The following is a 14,994-nucleotide window of genomic DNA, read 5'->3' as shown; positions in this document are numbered from 1 at the left end:
GCGGTACTCACGGGCTCCGGAGGGGATCGTCGCAGGTCAGGGCGGTTTTCTCGGCCCCAGCCCGCGGTCGGGCGGCGGTCGGACAACCAGCCCAGCCTACCGGGCGCCGTCACGGTACCGGGTCAGGCTCGACCCCCGTGCAGGGCCCGCAGGCGCTCCGCGATCACGCCGACGTCGGCGATCTCGCCCGCCGCCACGGCCACCACCAGCGCGTATGCGGCGTCCTGGTCGACGTCCGCCATGTCGGCGCCGTTGAGGTCGAGAAAAACCACCGTGCCCATCCAGGCGGTCCGCTTGTTGCCGTCCACCAGCGGGTGGTTCGCGGCGAGCGAGTGGAGCAGCGCCGCGGCCTTCGGGAAGAGCCCGTCGTACGCCTGCACGCCGAACATCTCGGCGCCGGGCCGGTGGGCGGCCGAGTCGAGCAGCCCGGGCTCGCGCACCTCGGCCGGGCGGCCCCGGCAGCCGAGCACGGCGAGTTCCAGCAGCTCGGGAACGTCGAGGTACCTCACTCCCCCAGCCTCCTCAGCAGCTCGGCGTGCCGGTCCGCGTACTTCGCCCCGAGGCGGCGGACCTCCTCCGGGACACCCCCGGCCCGCCCCGCGGCGTCCGGCCGGCGCCCGCCCGCCGGCTCCTCCCGCGGAAACCCCGGCGCCGGCCCGTGCTCCTGCTCCTGCTCCTGCTCCTGCTCCTGCTCGGTCATCCGCAGACCGTACGGGCCGGGCGGCGCCCCGCGGTACCGGATTTCGACGGCTGCTGTGAGGCGGGTCACAGCAGCGCCCGGGTAAGGACGGCGTGTCGCCCGACTCCCCTCCCCCGGGGCGCCCGCCCCAGCCGTCACAGAATCCACACACGTCACACGTTCCGTCCGCGAACTCCGGGGCAGGACGACACCGGGAGGAACCGATATGTCCGCAGCGCCCCTCACCGTCGAGCAGGCCGTCCAGGCCCGGCTCTTCGTCACCACCCACCGCACGGCCACCCTGCGCGTCACGCTGCGCTACCGCGCGGACGACCCGCTCGCCGTCCGCATGCTCTTCCCCGCCGAGTTCTCGCTCGACGGCGAGGCCCTGCCGGAGGCCCCGCCCGAGGTCGAGTGGGTGTTCGCCCGCCGGCTGCTGGCGGGCGGCCTCGACCTCCCCAGCGGCCTGGGCGACGTGCACGTCCGCCCGCTGATCGGCGGGCGCACCATGGTCGAGCTGCGGGCCGCCGAGGGGGTCGCGCTCGTCCAGTTCGACACCGCCGACCTGAGGCGGTTCCTCCTGCGGAGCTTCCTGGCGGTGCCCGAGGAGCAGGAGTTCCTCCTCCTGGACACCGACCGGGCGCTCGCCGAACTCCTCGGCTGACGGCCCCCGCCCCCTCCCGGCGGCTACTCCGACAGCTTCCGCATCAGCCGCACGCCCTGCGCCGGCGTCATGTGCGGCAGGTACGCCTTGCCGATGGCGCGGGTGATCGCGGGCAGCGCGGCCGGGTCGGGATAGACCATGTACATCGGCCGGTACTCGGGCTGGAACTTCGCCTTGAAGGCGAGCAGCGAGCGGAAGCCGTACACCGGCTCCAGGACGCCGCCCATCCAGTCGAGCATCCGCTGCAGCGGGGTCGCCGGTCCGTCGCCCTCGGCCCGGGCCAGCGGCGCGCCGGAGAGGCTGAGGAAGCGCGCCCCCTCCTCCTTGAAGCCGAGGGCCGCCGAGGCGATGAGGAACTCCATGACGCCGCGGAAGCCCTCGGCCCGGCGGCGCATGAAGTCGAGCGTCCATCCGACGGGGGCGCCGTCCTCGTAGACCGGCATCCAGCTGGTCAGGCCGTGCACCGTGCGGTCGGCGTCGACCGCGACGAGCAGCCGTACCGCCGGGTCGTCGAGCTCGGCGAGGCCGCCGAGGGTGAAGCCCATCTCGGGCAGGCCCTTGTCGGAGACCCACTCCTCGGAGATGGAGCGGATCTGGTCGCGGACGGCGATCGGCGCCTCGCGGTAGGTCCACCACTCGGCGGTGATGCCCTGCTTCCCGGCCTTGTTCAGGGAGGTCCGGACGTCCTGCCACTTCTTGCCGGTGAAGGCGAGGTCGGGCAGGGCCACCACGGTGTCCTCGGCGACCTGCAGGGTGCGCCAGCCGAGGGCCTCGGCCTCCTCCTGCACCAGTGCGGTGACGCTGTAGAAGCAGGGGGTCCAGCCGCGGGTGTCGCAGTGCCGGGCGAAGCCGGCGACCGCCCGGCGCCTGGCCGCGGGCTCGCCGAAGGGGTCGCCGGTGGTGAGGGCGACGGTGGCGACGACCCGGAACGGCACGGCCGCCCGGCCCTCCTCGTCGAACCAGTAGTGGTTCCCGTCCCAGGTCGACAGGAACGACAGCGTCGACCCGCCGGTGCCGGTGAGCAGCGCCCGGGCGCGGGCGGTGTCCTCGGCGTCGGTGTGCACGGCGGGCCTCCGGAAGGCCACCAGCAGGGCGACGAGGGTCACCGCCCAGAACAGCACGCCGACGGTGATCTCCAGGGCCTGCGCGCCGCCGCCCGCGGCGATCGGACGGTCCGGCAGCAGCTCGTCGTAGGAGGGCGGCAGGAACTCGGCCGGGAGGCCCGCCGCCAGGCCGGCGGCGTCGGCGTGCGGCCGGTACTGCCGGGTGAGCAGGAGCCCGATGCCGACGTACGCGGCGCAGCACAGCACGAACGTGCCGCCGACGAGGACGGCCAGTCGGCGCTCGACCCGCTCGGGCAGCCGCTGGTCGAAGCTGCGCCGGGTCAGCACCAGGAGCACGAGCATCGCGACCGGCAGCAGCAGGGACTCGCCGATCAGTTCGACGAGCAGGCCGGTGCCGCCGCCGCCCGTGAGGTCGTCGCCGTGGATCGCCAGGAGCCACCAGAGCACGGCGACCCAGGCGAGCTCGGTCACCACGGTGATCCACCAGGCGAGCCGCAGGCCGCGGCGCAGTCCTTCGGCGAGCACGAGCAGCAGGACGGGCGCCAGGGCGGCCATGAGCCGGCCGGGTGAGTCGAAGAAGCGGACGGTCGAACGGGCCCGTGCGCAGGCCTGCGCGGACTCCCGGCAGGCGGCGGCCACCTCCCCGCCCGAGGGGACGTGCGAGAAGTACAGGTCGCCGAGGGTGCTGAACGGGCCGATCGCGTCCTGGTACAGCGAGGCGACGAGCGGGCCGATCGCCGCCGCGGCGAGCGTGAGGGCGACGAGCACCCGGGTCTCGGTGTGCGAGGCGCGGTGCGGGCGACGGCCGCCGCGGCGGTGGAACAGGGCGCCGCCCGCGAGGCCGGCGAGCACGGCGGCGACCCGCTGCACCCCTTGCAGGTGGCCGACGTAGAGCATCATCACGAGCGGGACGAGCACGACGAGCAGTCGCAGCCGGCGGCGCCACAGCACGGTGAACCGGTAGCTGAGCACGGCGGCAACGGCGAAGAGGCCGATGGTGGGGCCCACCGCGATCTGGTCCTGGATGGCCTGCATCCAGCCGACGTCCGCGGCGACGCCGAGCCGGACGACGGCGGTGCCGAGCAGGGTGCCCGCGACCTGCCCGGCCACCAGCAGCGCCGCGGTGGGCACGGTGCCGAACCGCACCTCGGCGAGCGGCCCGAGCACCGCCAGCAGCAGGGTGGTCACCACGTACGCGCCGATGCCCGAGCACCAGAGCAGCGAACTGACCGGGGTCCACCAGTGGCCGGCCTCCAGGCTGGGCAGGCCGACGCCGACGTCCGGCAGCAGCCGGTCGGACGGGCCGGTGCCGAGGCTGCCGGTGGCGGCGCCGACGACCCACAAGGCGACGATCAGGGCGAGGGTGAACGGCGCCCGGCGCAGCTGCGCGGCGAGCCGGGCGAGGAGGCGCAGGGCGGGGCTGCCGGTCTCGGGTCCGGGGCGGACCGGGGCGGGGTCGGCCGTCGCGGTGCCGGTCATCGCACCGCTCCCCGCTGCCCGGCCGGGCGGGCGGGCCGCCCGCCGCGGCGGTGGGCGGCGGGGTGGGGGTGCGTCCGGCGGCGGGTGCCGCCCGGGGGCGTCCGGTCCATCGGGCTCCTCTCGTACGGTCGCCGGGTCAGGCCGCGCGGACCAGGTGGGCGTAGACGACGACGTTCGCGTCGTAGCCGGTCTGCCGGCTGAAGTCGCCGCCGCAGGTGATCAGGCGGACCTGGGCGGTGCCGGCGGCGCCGTAGACCTGCCGGTCCGGGAAGTCGTCCTTGGGGTGGACGACCACGGCGTCGACGGCGAACCAGGCGGTGGAGCGGTCGTCGCGGACGACCGCCACCCGGTCGCCGCGGTGCAGGGCGCCGAGGCGGTAGAAGACGGCGGGTCCGCGGTCGTTGTCGACGTGGCCGGCGAGGACGGCGGTGCCGCGCTCGCCGGGCGCGGTGCCGGCCCGGTACCAGCCGGCGAGGTTGGCGTCGCCCGGCGGAGGCGGTTCGAGCCGCCCGTCGGCGTCCAGGGCCAGGCCGGTGACCGGTGCGTCGACGGAGAGCGCCGGGATGCGGATGCGGACGGGTGTGGCGCGCGGCATCGGCGGGGCGGCGACCAGGGGCGCGCCCAGTGCGTCGAAGCCCTGCTCGGCGGTGGGCAGCGGGGGCAGGATGCGGCCCCCGCCGTGCAGCATCCAGGCGCCGAGCACCAGGGCGGCGCCGGCCGCCAGCGTGCCGGGCCAGGGGTTCTTGGGTGTCCTGCCCACCGTGCTCCCGTCCGTGTGTCGCCGGTGCCGGGCCGGGGGCTCCGGGCCCGGCCGTGCCCGTGATGGCCCGTCGGCCGCGCGTCCCCGGCCCGGCGGGGAGGGCGGCTCACGGCTGCTGCTCCGCGGGCGCGGCGTCCGCGGGGTCCGCGGCCGGGCCCGGGGCCGGGTCGGCGGCCGTCCGCTGCCGTCGGACGGCCGGCAGCCGCGGCCGGGTGACGAAGCCCTCGGCGACGGCGTTGGCGAGCCCGATCGCGAACAGCTCGGTGGGCTTCTCGTAGAGCACGTACCGCGGCTGCCAGGCGGGCCGGTACTTCGCGTTGGCCCGGTAGAGCGACTCCAGCTGCCACCACCGGGAGAGGAAGCGCAGGGTGCCGCGCCACAGCCGCAGCACGGGGCCGGCGCCGAGCCGGGCGCCCTCCTCGAAGACGGCCCGGAACATCGCGAAGTTCAGCGAGACCCGGTCGACCCGGATCTCGCCCGCCGCGGCGCGCAGCAGCAGTTCGGTGACCATGAACTCGACGAGCCCGTTGTCGGACTCCCGGTCGCGCCGCATCAGGTCGAGGGAGAGGCCGTCGGCCCCCCACGGGACGAAGCTCAGCAGCGCGCAGGTGCGGTCGTTCTCGTCCCGGCACTCGATCATCAGGCAGTCGCCGTCCTCGGGGTCGCCGATCCGGCCGAGCGCCATGGAGAAGCCGCGTTCGGTGCGGCCGTGGCGCCAGGCGTCGGCGAGCCGCACGAGGCCGGCCAGCTCGCCCGCCGGGATCTCGCGGTGCCGGCGGACGACCGCGCGGTAGCCCGCCTTGCGGACCCTGCCGTGCGCCTGCCGGACGGGGCGCATCGGCCGGCCGTCCAGGCTGAAGCCCGCCGTCGTCACGACCGCCTCGTCGCCGAGCTCCATGGCCCGCAGCCCGGCGACGCGGGTGTAGGCGAGGGCCGCCTGCTCGCCGGCGCCGGTGACGGCGGGGATCCAGCCGCGGGCGCGGAGCTCGCGGTGCCACACCTCGATGGCCTGCGGCCACGCCTCCGGGTCGCCGAGCGGGTCGCCGGAGGCGAGCGCGACGCCGTTGACGACGCGGTGCAGCACCGCGGCCTTGCCGGACGGCGACCAGCAGACCGCCTTGTCGCGGCGGAGCGCGAAGTAGCCGAGGGAGTCGCGCTCGCCGTGCCGGGCGAGCAGGGCGCGCAGCCGCTGTTCGTCCCCGGGGCCCTGGGCCCGCTCGCCGTGGGGGGCGCGGAAGAGCAGCCGCATCGCGGCGAGCAGCAGGGCGGCGCCGACGAGGTTGATGCCCAGGTCGACCCAGCCGGGCACGTCGACGTCGGAGACCTCGACGACACCGGAGAGCGTGACCAGCCGCAGCAGCACGTACAGCATGGCGTCGCCCCAGTCGGGCGGGGATTGCGCGTAGGTGGCACGGACGACCGCGGCGCCGACGACGGTGAGCAGCGCTCCCCCGACCAGCAGGACGGCGGCGGCCCGCGCCGGGTTGCCGCGCCCGCCGCGGGCGGTGAACACCGGCCGTCCGGCCAGCAGGGCGGCCAGCACGGCCACGGTGACCACCGCCGACACCCAGTTGAAGGGGTGCGCGCGGTACTCGGGGTACGCCAGCGCGTACCCGAAGACCGCGGCGTAGAGGACGACCAGGACGGTGGTGACCACCCAGGCGGCCCGCTTGCGGCGGCGCAGCATCACCGCGAGGAGCCCGGCGAACAGCGCCCCGGTGAATCCGGCGGCGATCAGGACGGGCGTGAAGTACTCGCCGCGGTCGGCCCGCTCGACCTGCGCGCGGAACGGCTCGACCAGGCCGGCCAGCAGGTTGAGGAGGGCGGCCACGCGGGTGTACCACTCGGCTCCGGTCGCGCAGCGGCGGCGCCAGGCGGGTACGGGCGGGGCAGCGCGGGACGGTTCCGGCGCCGGAGCCGGTGCGGGTGCGGGCTCGCGGGCCGGTGCGGTGGGGGCGGTGGGGGCGGCCGCGGAGGCCGGGGTGGGGGCGGCCGCGGGCTCAGGGGCAAGCGGGGCGGTGGGGGCGGGTGCGGTGGGTGCGGGCGCGGTGGGGGCGGGTGCGGTGGGTGCGGGCGCGGTGGGTGCGGGCGCCGGGGCAGTGGCCGGGGTGGCGGTGTCGACAGCGGGCTCGACGGCCGGGTCCGCGTCGGGGGCGCCGGCCAGGACGTTGTAGAAGGAGGTCTTGGTGGCGACGACGCGCCGGTGCACGCGGGCCTCGCGGCGTTCGGCCCGGGCCATCCGGCGCGGCCGCGAGGCGTAGCGCCAGCGGGCCCACGGGCTGTCCGGGCGGGCCAGCCGGATCGCGCCGACGAAGGCGAGCGGCCAGATCATCACGCCGATCAGGCCGGTCCAGAGCTTGCCCTTGAAGAGGCTGACGGCGATGAACAGCAGCAGGATCGCGGCCCCGACGAGCTGCCCGGCCGTCAGGTGGGACTTGAAGCCGCCGAGGGGCAGTTCGCCCACGATCAGCAGTCCGACGACGGCCACCGTCAGGATCACGGCGTCGACGGACTTGCGGCCCTCCTTGCTCCAGTAGACGTCCTCCAGGTGCAGCACCAGGGCGAACTCGTCGAGGACGAGGCCCGCGCCGATGCCGAAGCCCGCGGCGAGGACGTTCCAGAGCGGCCCGCCGTCGCCGCGGACGGTGAAGGCGCCGATGCCGCAGACGAGCAGCAGGGCCTGGCCGAACACCACGTGATGGATGTGCAGGCCGCCGGGGGCGACGTTGCCCGGCCACCAGCTGGTGCCGCGGCGGATCATCCGGACGCTGAAGCGGATGAACAGGAACGACCCGACGAGCCCGAGCAGCAGGAGGAGGAGCGGCTCGCGTCCGGTGTCGACGATGCGTTCCCGGTACGCGTCGAGCAGCGACTGCCACATGGCGTACGAGACCTCCGGTCGTCCGGTCGGCGGGTGCGATCCCTTCATCTGACGACGGCTCAGCAGGTGCGCGCCACCCGATGACCTGCCCGATGCTCCGAACGGGCGAGCGTCAACACGGTGCCCGGCGGTTCACCCTTCGATCCCGGGTGCGAGCCCCCTGACGTGCCATGCTGTGGGCCGCACCCACCCCGGACCTTCGATCCGACTGTCGGACTGTCGGACTGTCAGCTCGTCCGGCCCCGTTGCGGACGGACTCGACCCGAACGGAGACGACCATGGACGCTCTCTCCCGCAGGACCCTGCTGGCCGGTGGCGCCGCCACGGCGGCGGCCCTCGCCGCCGGCTGCGCGGGCACGCGCCCGCCGAACGGCGAGGAGGCGGCACCCGTCCAGGACTCGGGAGGGACGGCCGACGGGACACCCAAGCCGCCCGCCTCACTGATCGGCGACGGCTCGACCTCCGACACCGGCCCCCAGCCGCAGCAGCCCGAAGCCGTGCCCCTGGAGCTCGGTCAGCGGCCCCCGCAGTTCGTCGTCTTCTCCTGGGACGGCGCCGGCGAGCTCGACAACCAGTTGTTCCGGCGCTTCCGGCAGCTCGCCCAGGACCACGACGCCCGGATGACCTTCTTCCTCTCCGGCCTCTACACCCTGCCGGAGGCGAAGAAGGACCTGTACCGGCCGCCGCAGCACCCCGTCGGCGCCTCCGACATCGGCTACCTCAGCGACGAACACGTCCACGAGACCATCCGTCAGGTCGGCGAGGCGTGGCTGGAGGGCCACGAGATCGGCACCCACTTCAACGGGCACTTCTGCGGGCCCACCGGCGGCGGCCGCTGGTCGCCCGAGGAGTGGGACAGCGAGATCGAGCAGGCCATGGACTTCGTCATGAACTGGCGGACGAACACCGGCTTCACCGACCTGCCCGCCCTGCCGTTCGACTACCGCAAGGAGCTGATCGGCGGCCGCACGCCCTGCCTCGAAGGCCAGCGCGGCCTGCTCCCGACCGCCGCCAAGCGCGGCTGGAAGTACGACAGCAGCGGCCCCGGCGGGCTCCAGGTGTGGCCGCAGAAGTTCCAGGGCGGCGCCCTGTGGGACCTCCCGCTGCAGTCGATCCCGTTCCCCGGGCACAGCTTCCAGGTGCTGTCGATGGACTACAACATCATGTACAACCAGTCCGGCAGCAGCACCAAGGGCGACAGCGCCCGCTACGGCGCCTGGCAGATCCAGGCCCGCGACTCCTACCTGGCGGGCTTCGAACGCGCGTACAACACCAACCGTGCGCCGATGATCATCGGCAACCACTTCGAGCAGTGGAACGGCGGCATCTACATGAACGCCGTCGAGGAGACCCTCAAGGCCGTCGCCGGCAAGCCGGAGGTCCGCCTGGTGTCGTTCCGGCAGCTCGTCGAGTGGCTGGAGGTGCAGGACCCGGCGGTGCTGCGCAAGCTCCAGGCCCTCGCCCCCGGCGAGTCGCCCGCCGGCGGCTGGCCGTCCTACCTCGGCGGGCCGGCCGCGACCGGCTCCTGACCCGCGCCGCCCCGGCGCCGCCGGCGTCCCCCGCGGTCAGCCGCCCGCCCCGGCGGCCGCCGTCCGGCCGGACACCACCGCGCCGAGCAGCGCCACCCCCGCCATCACCGCGAAGATCACCGCGAACGCGCCCGCCGGAGCCGGGGCGTCCTGGGCGGCGGCCGCCGAGCCGCCGCCCAGCCCGGAGAAGAGCACCCCGGCCAGGCCGATCAGCAGCACGTTGCCCAGCGCGTCGCTCAGCTGGAGCGCGGCCGAGTTGGCCCCGGTGTCCTCCGCCGCCGACAGCTTCATCATCAGCACGCTGATGCTCGCCACCGCCAGGCCCATGCCGACACCGCCGACCGCCCACGCCACGGCCGCCACCCAGGCCGGCACGGACGGGACGAGCACCAGCGCCGCACCCGCGATCGCGACCGCCGTCAGCACGAACCCGAGCCGGATCATCGCCTCCCGGTGCCGCTGCGCCCCCGGACGGCCCTGCAGCCACGAACCGAACGCCCAGGACAGCCCGCCGCTGGTCAGCGTCAGACCCGCCAGCGTCGGCGAGAGGTCCCGCTGCGTCACCATCATCAGCGGCACGAACGCCTCCGCCGCGAAGAACGCGCCAGCCGCGACCCCGCGCAGCAGGATCACCGTCGGCAGGCCGCGCGCCGCCCGCAGCGTCCCCGCGGGCAGCAGCCGCACCACCGCCGGCAGCAGCAGCGCCGCACCCGCCACCGCCGGCACCAGGCCCAGCAGGTCGAGCCGCTGCCCCGCGTACTGCAGCAGCCCCGCGCCGGCCGCCGCCAGCGCCGCGCACCACGTGCGGCCGCGGTCGAACGCCGCCGCGTGCAGCGGCGGCTGCGCCCGCTCGGCACGGCGCAGCGCCGGCCACATCACCGCCACCGGCAGCAGGACGAGCACCGGGACCGCGAGGAACACCCACCGCCAGCCCAGGTGCTGCGTCACCGCACCCGACACCAGCGGGCCGACGATCGACGGCAGCACCCACGCCGCCGAGAACGCCGCGAACACCGACGGCCTCAGCCGCTCCGGAAAGGCCCGGCCCACGACGACGTAGAGGGCCACGATGACCAGGCCACCGCCCAGGCCCTGGACCGCCCGGCCCGCCACGAACGCCCACATGCCCGCCGCCGTGCCCGCCACCACGAGCCCGGCCGCGAACACCGCTATCCCGGTGAACAACGGCTCCAGCGGGCCGCGCCGGTCGCACCACTGGCCGGACACCACGAGCGCGAACAGCGTCGTCGTGAAGTAGCCGGAGAACGCGAAGGCGTAGAGCCCGAGGCCGTCCAGGCTGCGGGCCGCGACCGGCATCGCGGTGTTCACCGCGGTCGCCTCGAACGCCAGCAGCAGCACCACCGAGACGATGCCCAGCGTCAACGCCCGGTACGGGCCGCTCAGCACCCCGCCACCGGTGTCGGGCAGGGGTGCGGCACGGTCGACGGGCGTCGATGAGGTGGTGGTCATGGCAGACATCGTAAGGCGCTCAGGGCCACCACACTCCTGACCGGAGGTCGGTGATCACCTCGGTCCGAGGACGTAGGACCCGGGCGCCGACACCTCCGGACGGCCCCGGACCGACCCTGCCGGACGCTCAGTGCAACACCTTCAGGCCGAGCACCCCGCCCACGATCAGCAGCAGACACGTCAGCCGGGCCGCCGTCGCGGCATCACCCAGCGCGGCCATCCCGTAGAGCGCCGTACCCACCGCGCCGATCCCCACCCACACCGCGTACCCGGTGCCGAGCGGGATGCTGCGCAGCGCGTACGCCAGACCGGCCATCGACGCCGCCAGCGCCACCCCGAACACCACCGTCGGCACCAGCCGCGAGAACCCCTTGGTCGCCTCCAGGGCCACCACCCAGACGGTCTCCAGCACACCCGCGACGATCAGCACCAGCCAGGCCACGACGACACCTCCGCAGTAAGAGGACGGCAGCTCTGCGTGCTGCCGTCACAGGTACCGCGTCGTCTTGTCGTGCCGGGTACGACGCACCTCGTCCGGGGCGGACAACGCCGCCTCTCCCATCGAACGTAACACACCACGACACACGGAATTCATACTCGGATATTGACGGCACCCGCCCCGCACCCCATAAGATGAATTCAACAGCACGGCAGACCGGCGAATACGCGGCCCGCCACCACGACAGTGACGACAGGAGTCGGCCATGAACAGGAAGACGGTGGCGACCGCAATGCCCCGCACCTGTGCCGCCTGTCGCCCCGGCTGTCGCTGTACACGCTGCGCCTGATACGCGCACCTCCTCCACGCTCGACCGACGGGCCCTGCCGGGCCTCGTCACCTCACGGCCGTGTGCCCGAGTGGTTTAGGGAGCCGCCTGCAAAGCGGCGCACGTGGGTTCGATTCCCGCCATGGCCTCCACCTCCGAACAACCGGACGGCGAATTACGCCGCCCGGTTTTTCGGCATTTTCCTTTCCCCTGAAAATCCCGGATAAAGGGAGACGGAAAGCAGTGCCGGGAACGGCTGCGGGGCGCCCCCGTCCCTCGGGAGCGCCCCGCACCGTGCACCGGATCCGGACCCGACTACTCGATCACCGGCGGGTTGGCCGATCCGCCGCGCCAGGTCTCCTCGTCCTCCACCAGGTAGTCCGGACGGCTCCCGCCCTTGTCCTTGTCCTTCTTCCTGCCCGCCGCCGACGGCCCCCCGTGCGGGCCACCGGCACCCGCGGCGCCGTTCTGCCCCGCCCGGCCCTTGCCGATACCGGAACCGCCCTCGGTGAACGCCCGGCCCCCGGCACCACCCTTGGCACCGCCGACCGCACCGCCACCGCGACGCACCAGACCACTGCCGCCCTTGCCGGCACCGGACCTGCCGCCGCCGGCACCACCGGCACCCGCCATGCCGCCCGTACCGGGCACACCCGCACGGCCCTGCCCGGCCGCTCCACCGGCCGCGCCCGCACCACCGGCGCCGCCGGGCCGGCCGGCCGAGCCGCCCTTGCCACCCGCGCCACCCGCCGCCCCCGGCCGCGCAGCACCTGCCCCCGCACCGCCACGCCCGGGCGGGAACCCGCCCACAGGCAGACCCCCGGGCGGCAGACCCGTCCCACCGCCGACGCCACCGCCACCAGCGCCGCCACCGCCCAGCCCACCGCCACCGATGCCGCCACCGGAACCCGGCAGCACACCGGTCCCGCCGGGCGTCGGCAGAGTGCCGACCGGCGGCAGACTGTCGATGCCGGTGCTCGGCGGCCGCACGGGCCCCGTCGGAAGGTCGGGATTCGGCGCGGTCGGATACCCGGGCTGCGGCGCCGGGGTGGGCACCGTCGGACTCGACGGGTCACTGTGCCTCGGCCCCTGCGGATCCCCCGACCCGGACCCGCCCGACGACCGGTCGTCCGGCACGCCGTTCGGGTACTTCGGCGCCACGGGAGGCCGCGGGACGGTGGACGGCGGGACGGGGTTCTCGGGCTCGGGCGGGTATGCGGTAGCAGGCTCGTGGTGGTCGTCCTTCATCGGCGGCTTCAGATAGCCCGCCGCCTCCGTGTACTGCGGCCCGAGGTGCTCCATGACCCCGATGGCGTACTGGTGGGCGATCTCCGTCGCGGAGAGCTCGCTGTAGTTCTTGTTGACCGCGCTGATCCGGTCCATGCCGCCGGCCACGTCCGCCTTGAACTGCGCGTCCGAGCGGTCGAAGGCGTCGCCGACGAGCTTGAGCCCACTGTCGAAGGTGCTGGGCACCTTGATCTGGGTCATGGCCGCCTTGGTCTGCTGGAGCGCCTCACCGGCGAACTTCATCGCGGAGGAGGTGTTCTGCGCGTGGGCGGCCGTGTTGGTCATGCTGGTCCCGAGCACACCGGCCCGCTTGGTGAACCCGTCGGCCGCGTCGCCCTCCCAGTTGGCGGTGGCGTGCTGGACGGCGACCTGAAGATCGCGGACCGCCTGCTCCAGCTCCCTCTGGACGTTCGTCCAGTGCTCGCCGACCTCCTGGAGGCGCTCGGGCCTGGAGTGCTCGACCATGCGCTTCAGCGGGATCAGGTCGTGCTGATCGAAAGCCGTCATCTCACGCTCCCCCGGATCCGATGGTCCTCGCCGAAGCGACGAACTCGTCCTCACGGGCCTGATAGGCGGCGGTGACCGCGTGGGTCTTGTCGCCGAAGTCGTTGATCAGCGAATCCAGTTCCTGGATGTGCCGGCTCAGGAACTGCTGCATCTGGGCGTGCGCGCCGAAAAGCTTCGCCGCCTCGTCGAAGTTCGCCCCGAAGTCGTCGCTCACGAGCACGGTGTTGTACTTCGCCTTGCTCCCGCACTCACTGAGCCCCTGCTGGAGCGCCCGAAGGCGCTTGACGACAGCTTCCAGCTCACCGGTGCTGACGCGATATCCGTCGGCCATGCCACTCCTCCCCCTGGAGTCCTGCTCCCCGCCCGCCGCTCAACGCAGGCCGACGGGGCACGTCGCGCCCCTGACAGGGCGTCCGATCCTATCGCCTCTAGACCGTGTACTGACACATCGTCATTACGGCCTTCCGTCGCCCTGGTACGGATTCTGGTTCTGGTAGGGCTGCTGCGGCGGCGGGTACCCGGGAGGGGGCTGGTTGCCGTAGGGCTGCTGCGCCGGGGACCAGTTGGGCGCGGACCCGTACGGCGCGGCCGCGTACGGGCCGGGTCCCTGCGGAGGCACGGGCCCGGCCGCCGGTCGGCGCCGGCTGCGGACCGCCACGGCAATCACCACGACGATCAGCAGCACCAGAACGGCCGCACCACCGAGGACGTACAGCCCCTTGGACTGTGCAGGCTTGATTGCCGACGCAGGCTCCGCCGGGTGCGCTCCCGAATTGGATGTGGCTTCCGGCTTGGCCAGCGGCCCCTGCTCGGTCCCGGCCGGGATTTCCAAGGTGAGTGCCTGGTACGGGCGGACCACGCCGTATCCGAAATGTGGGTCGGGCAGGCTCGAAGCCGCACCGGAAGGAGGGACTGCCGCCGACTTGATCAGGCGGTTGGCGACCTGTCCAGCCGTCAGCTGAGGGTACTTGGCTCGAACAAGGGCGGCGGCAGCGGACACATAGGCAGCGGCGTCCGAGGTGCCGCTCGCTTTGCAGTATCGGCTCGAACCGCACTGTCCGGCGCTGACAATGTCGACTCCCGGTCCGGAGATCCGAATCTCGGGACCGAAGTTGGAGTCCGGCCAGATCCCGAGGTTCTTGTCGGAAGCGGCTACGGCCAGCACTCCGGGCTGATTCGCCGGATCGTCAACGGGGCCGCCATCGTTTCCCGCAGCAACGACGATCAGCGCATCGTGCTGGTACGCGTAAGCGATTGCACCCGGCATGTCTGGGTTTGCGATGGAGGAACCCTGAGAGATGTTGATGACCTTGGCGCCGTGGTCGACCGCCCAACGAACGCCCTGGGGAATAGCGTCCGCCCCCTGGGCATCACCCTTGTAGATCGGGAGGATCTTCGCCCCGGGCGCCAGGCCGACGACTCCCGCGCCGTTCCCGTGCCCGTGCCCCGCGATGTGCCCCGCCATTCCGGTGCCATGGGAGTCCGTCGGCTTCGTGTTGAGCCCTTTGCCGCTCTCGTCGTATCCCGGCAGGACCTGGCCGGTGAGGTCGGGGTGGGTGGCGTCGACGCCGCTGTCGATGACGGCGACGATGACGCCGTCGCCCTTGCTGACGGACCAGACCTTGTCGAGGTCGAAGTAGGCGTTGGCCCACTGGCCGTCCCGCACCTGGTCGGCGGAGGCGGTCGGGGCGCCTGCGATCAGCAGTGCACCTGTCAGTGTCGTGGCGCCAAGCGCGCGGACGGCCCTGGTCAGCGTCATCACTACCCCGTCAGTTGTCTTCTGCTGCCCGTACGTTGTGCCCGACGGCCTCGCGTCGCCCGGGGCTGTTCGATCGTATCGCCTGTGCGGCGTGTACGGACTCAGGCTCGGCCCGCCCGCTGCCGGGGGTCGGCGCGAGGGGGCGGTG

At 73.8% G+C, this 14,994-nt stretch carries 12 protein-coding genes, 1 tRNA gene and 1 riboswitch; of the genes, 3 read left to right on the top strand and 10 right to left on the bottom strand.

Annotated features, from left to right (window positions below; genetic code table 11):
* Positions 1 to 122 precede the first annotated feature (122 nt).
* Positions 123 to 509 carry a type II toxin-antitoxin system death-on-curing family toxin gene (locus tag OG335_RS23660; RefSeq protein WP_405013126.1) on the bottom strand — a complete coding sequence of 129 codons (387 nt, stop codon included), beginning with the start codon at positions 507 to 509 and terminating at the stop codon, positions 123 to 125.
* A complete protein-coding gene (locus OG335_RS23655; RefSeq protein ID WP_405013125.1) occupies positions 506 to 700 on the bottom strand; it encodes a hypothetical protein in 195 nt (64 codons plus the stop codon). The genes OG335_RS23660 and OG335_RS23655 overlap by 4 nt, the downstream gene beginning before the upstream one ends.
* Before the next feature lie 205 nt (positions 701 to 905).
* Between OG335_RS23655 and OG335_RS23650 the strand changes: the two genes are divergently transcribed.
* Positions 906 to 1,343, top strand: a complete 438-nt coding sequence (locus OG335_RS23650; protein WP_405013124.1) for an SsgA family sporulation/cell division regulator — start codon at positions 906 to 908, stop codon at positions 1,341 to 1,343.
* Positions 1,344 to 1,366: 23 nt separating this feature from the next.
* Here OG335_RS23650 and OG335_RS23645 read toward each other — a convergent pair whose 3' ends face one another.
* The 3 genes from OG335_RS23645 to OG335_RS23635 all read right to left on the bottom strand — a co-directional run bounded on the left by OG335_RS23645 (position 1,367) and on the right by OG335_RS23635 (position 7,575).
* Positions 1,367 to 3,886: a bifunctional lysylphosphatidylglycerol flippase/synthetase MprF gene (locus OG335_RS23645; RefSeq protein ID WP_405013123.1), complete on the bottom strand. Its 2,520-nt coding sequence runs from the start codon at positions 3,884 to 3,886 to the stop codon at positions 1,367 to 1,369.
* Between the two features lie 136 nt (positions 3,887 to 4,022).
* Positions 4,023 to 4,574: a class F sortase gene (locus tag OG335_RS23640; protein ID WP_405015497.1), complete on the bottom strand. Its 552-nt coding sequence runs from the start codon at positions 4,572 to 4,574 to the stop codon at positions 4,023 to 4,025.
* 178 nt (positions 4,575 to 4,752) lie between these two features.
* Positions 4,753 to 7,575 (bottom strand): phosphatidylglycerol lysyltransferase domain-containing protein, encoded by a 2,823-nt coding sequence (locus OG335_RS23635; RefSeq protein ID WP_405013122.1) that lies wholly within the window; start codon positions 7,573 to 7,575, stop codon positions 4,753 to 4,755.
* Positions 7,576 to 7,805: 230 nt separating this feature from the next.
* Here OG335_RS23635 and OG335_RS23630 point away from each other — a divergent pair, with 230 nt between their 5' ends.
* The gene (locus OG335_RS23630; protein WP_405013121.1) at positions 7,806 to 9,056 is read left to right on the top strand and encodes a hypothetical protein; all 1,251 of its coding nucleotides are present in this window, start codon (positions 7,806 to 7,808) and stop codon (positions 9,054 to 9,056) included.
* 36 nt (positions 9,057 to 9,092) lie between these two features.
* Here the strand turns inward: OG335_RS23630 and OG335_RS23625 are convergent, their stop codons facing one another.
* Together OG335_RS23625 and OG335_RS23620 are read right to left on the bottom strand one after the other, a co-directional pair.
* On the bottom strand, positions 9,093 to 10,526 hold the full coding sequence (locus OG335_RS23625; RefSeq protein ID WP_405013120.1) for an MFS transporter: 1,434 nt from the start codon (positions 10,524 to 10,526) through the stop codon (positions 9,093 to 9,095).
* A 127-nt stretch (positions 10,527 to 10,653) separates the two neighbouring features.
* Positions 10,654 to 10,968 carry a DMT family transporter gene (locus OG335_RS23620; protein WP_405013119.1) on the bottom strand — a complete coding sequence of 105 codons (315 nt, stop codon included), beginning with the start codon at positions 10,966 to 10,968 and terminating at the stop codon, positions 10,654 to 10,656.
* Positions 10,969 to 11,021: 53 nt separating this feature from the next.
* Positions 11,022 to 11,085, bottom strand: a riboswitch (guanidine-III (ykkC-III) riboswitch).
* 285 nt (positions 11,086 to 11,370) lie between these two features.
* Here OG335_RS23620 and OG335_RS23615 point away from each other — a divergent pair.
* A tRNA-Cys gene (locus tag OG335_RS23615) sits at positions 11,371 to 11,445 on the top strand.
* Positions 11,446 to 11,608: 163 nt separating this feature from the next.
* Here the strand turns inward: OG335_RS23615 and OG335_RS23610 are convergent.
* The 3 genes from OG335_RS23610 to OG335_RS23600 all read right to left on the bottom strand — a co-directional run bounded on the left by OG335_RS23610 (position 11,609) and on the right by OG335_RS23600 (position 14,846).
* On the bottom strand, positions 11,609 to 13,087 hold the full coding sequence (locus OG335_RS23610; protein ID WP_405013118.1) for a PPE domain-containing protein: 1,479 nt from the start codon (positions 13,085 to 13,087) through the stop codon (positions 11,609 to 11,611).
* A 1-nt stretch (position 13,088) separates the two neighbouring features.
* Positions 13,089 to 13,418, bottom strand: coding sequence for a hypothetical protein (locus OG335_RS23605; protein ID WP_405013117.1), 330 nt, complete (start codon positions 13,416 to 13,418; stop codon positions 13,089 to 13,091).
* Positions 13,419 to 13,541: 123 nt separating this feature from the next.
* Complete coding sequence (locus OG335_RS23600) at positions 13,542 to 14,846, bottom strand: S8 family serine peptidase (protein ID WP_405013116.1); 1,305 nt, start codon at positions 14,844 to 14,846, stop codon at positions 13,542 to 13,544.
* Between the last annotated feature and the right edge of the window lie 148 nt (positions 14,847 to 14,994).

Origin of the sequence: Kitasatospora sp. NBC_01539, assembly GCF_045040525.1 — a bacterium.
Classification (GTDB): domain Bacteria; phylum Actinomycetota; class Actinomycetes; order Streptomycetales; family Streptomycetaceae; genus Kitasatospora.
Note: the sequence above shows the minus strand (reverse complement) of the source record. Positions and strands in the feature narration are given on the sequence as shown.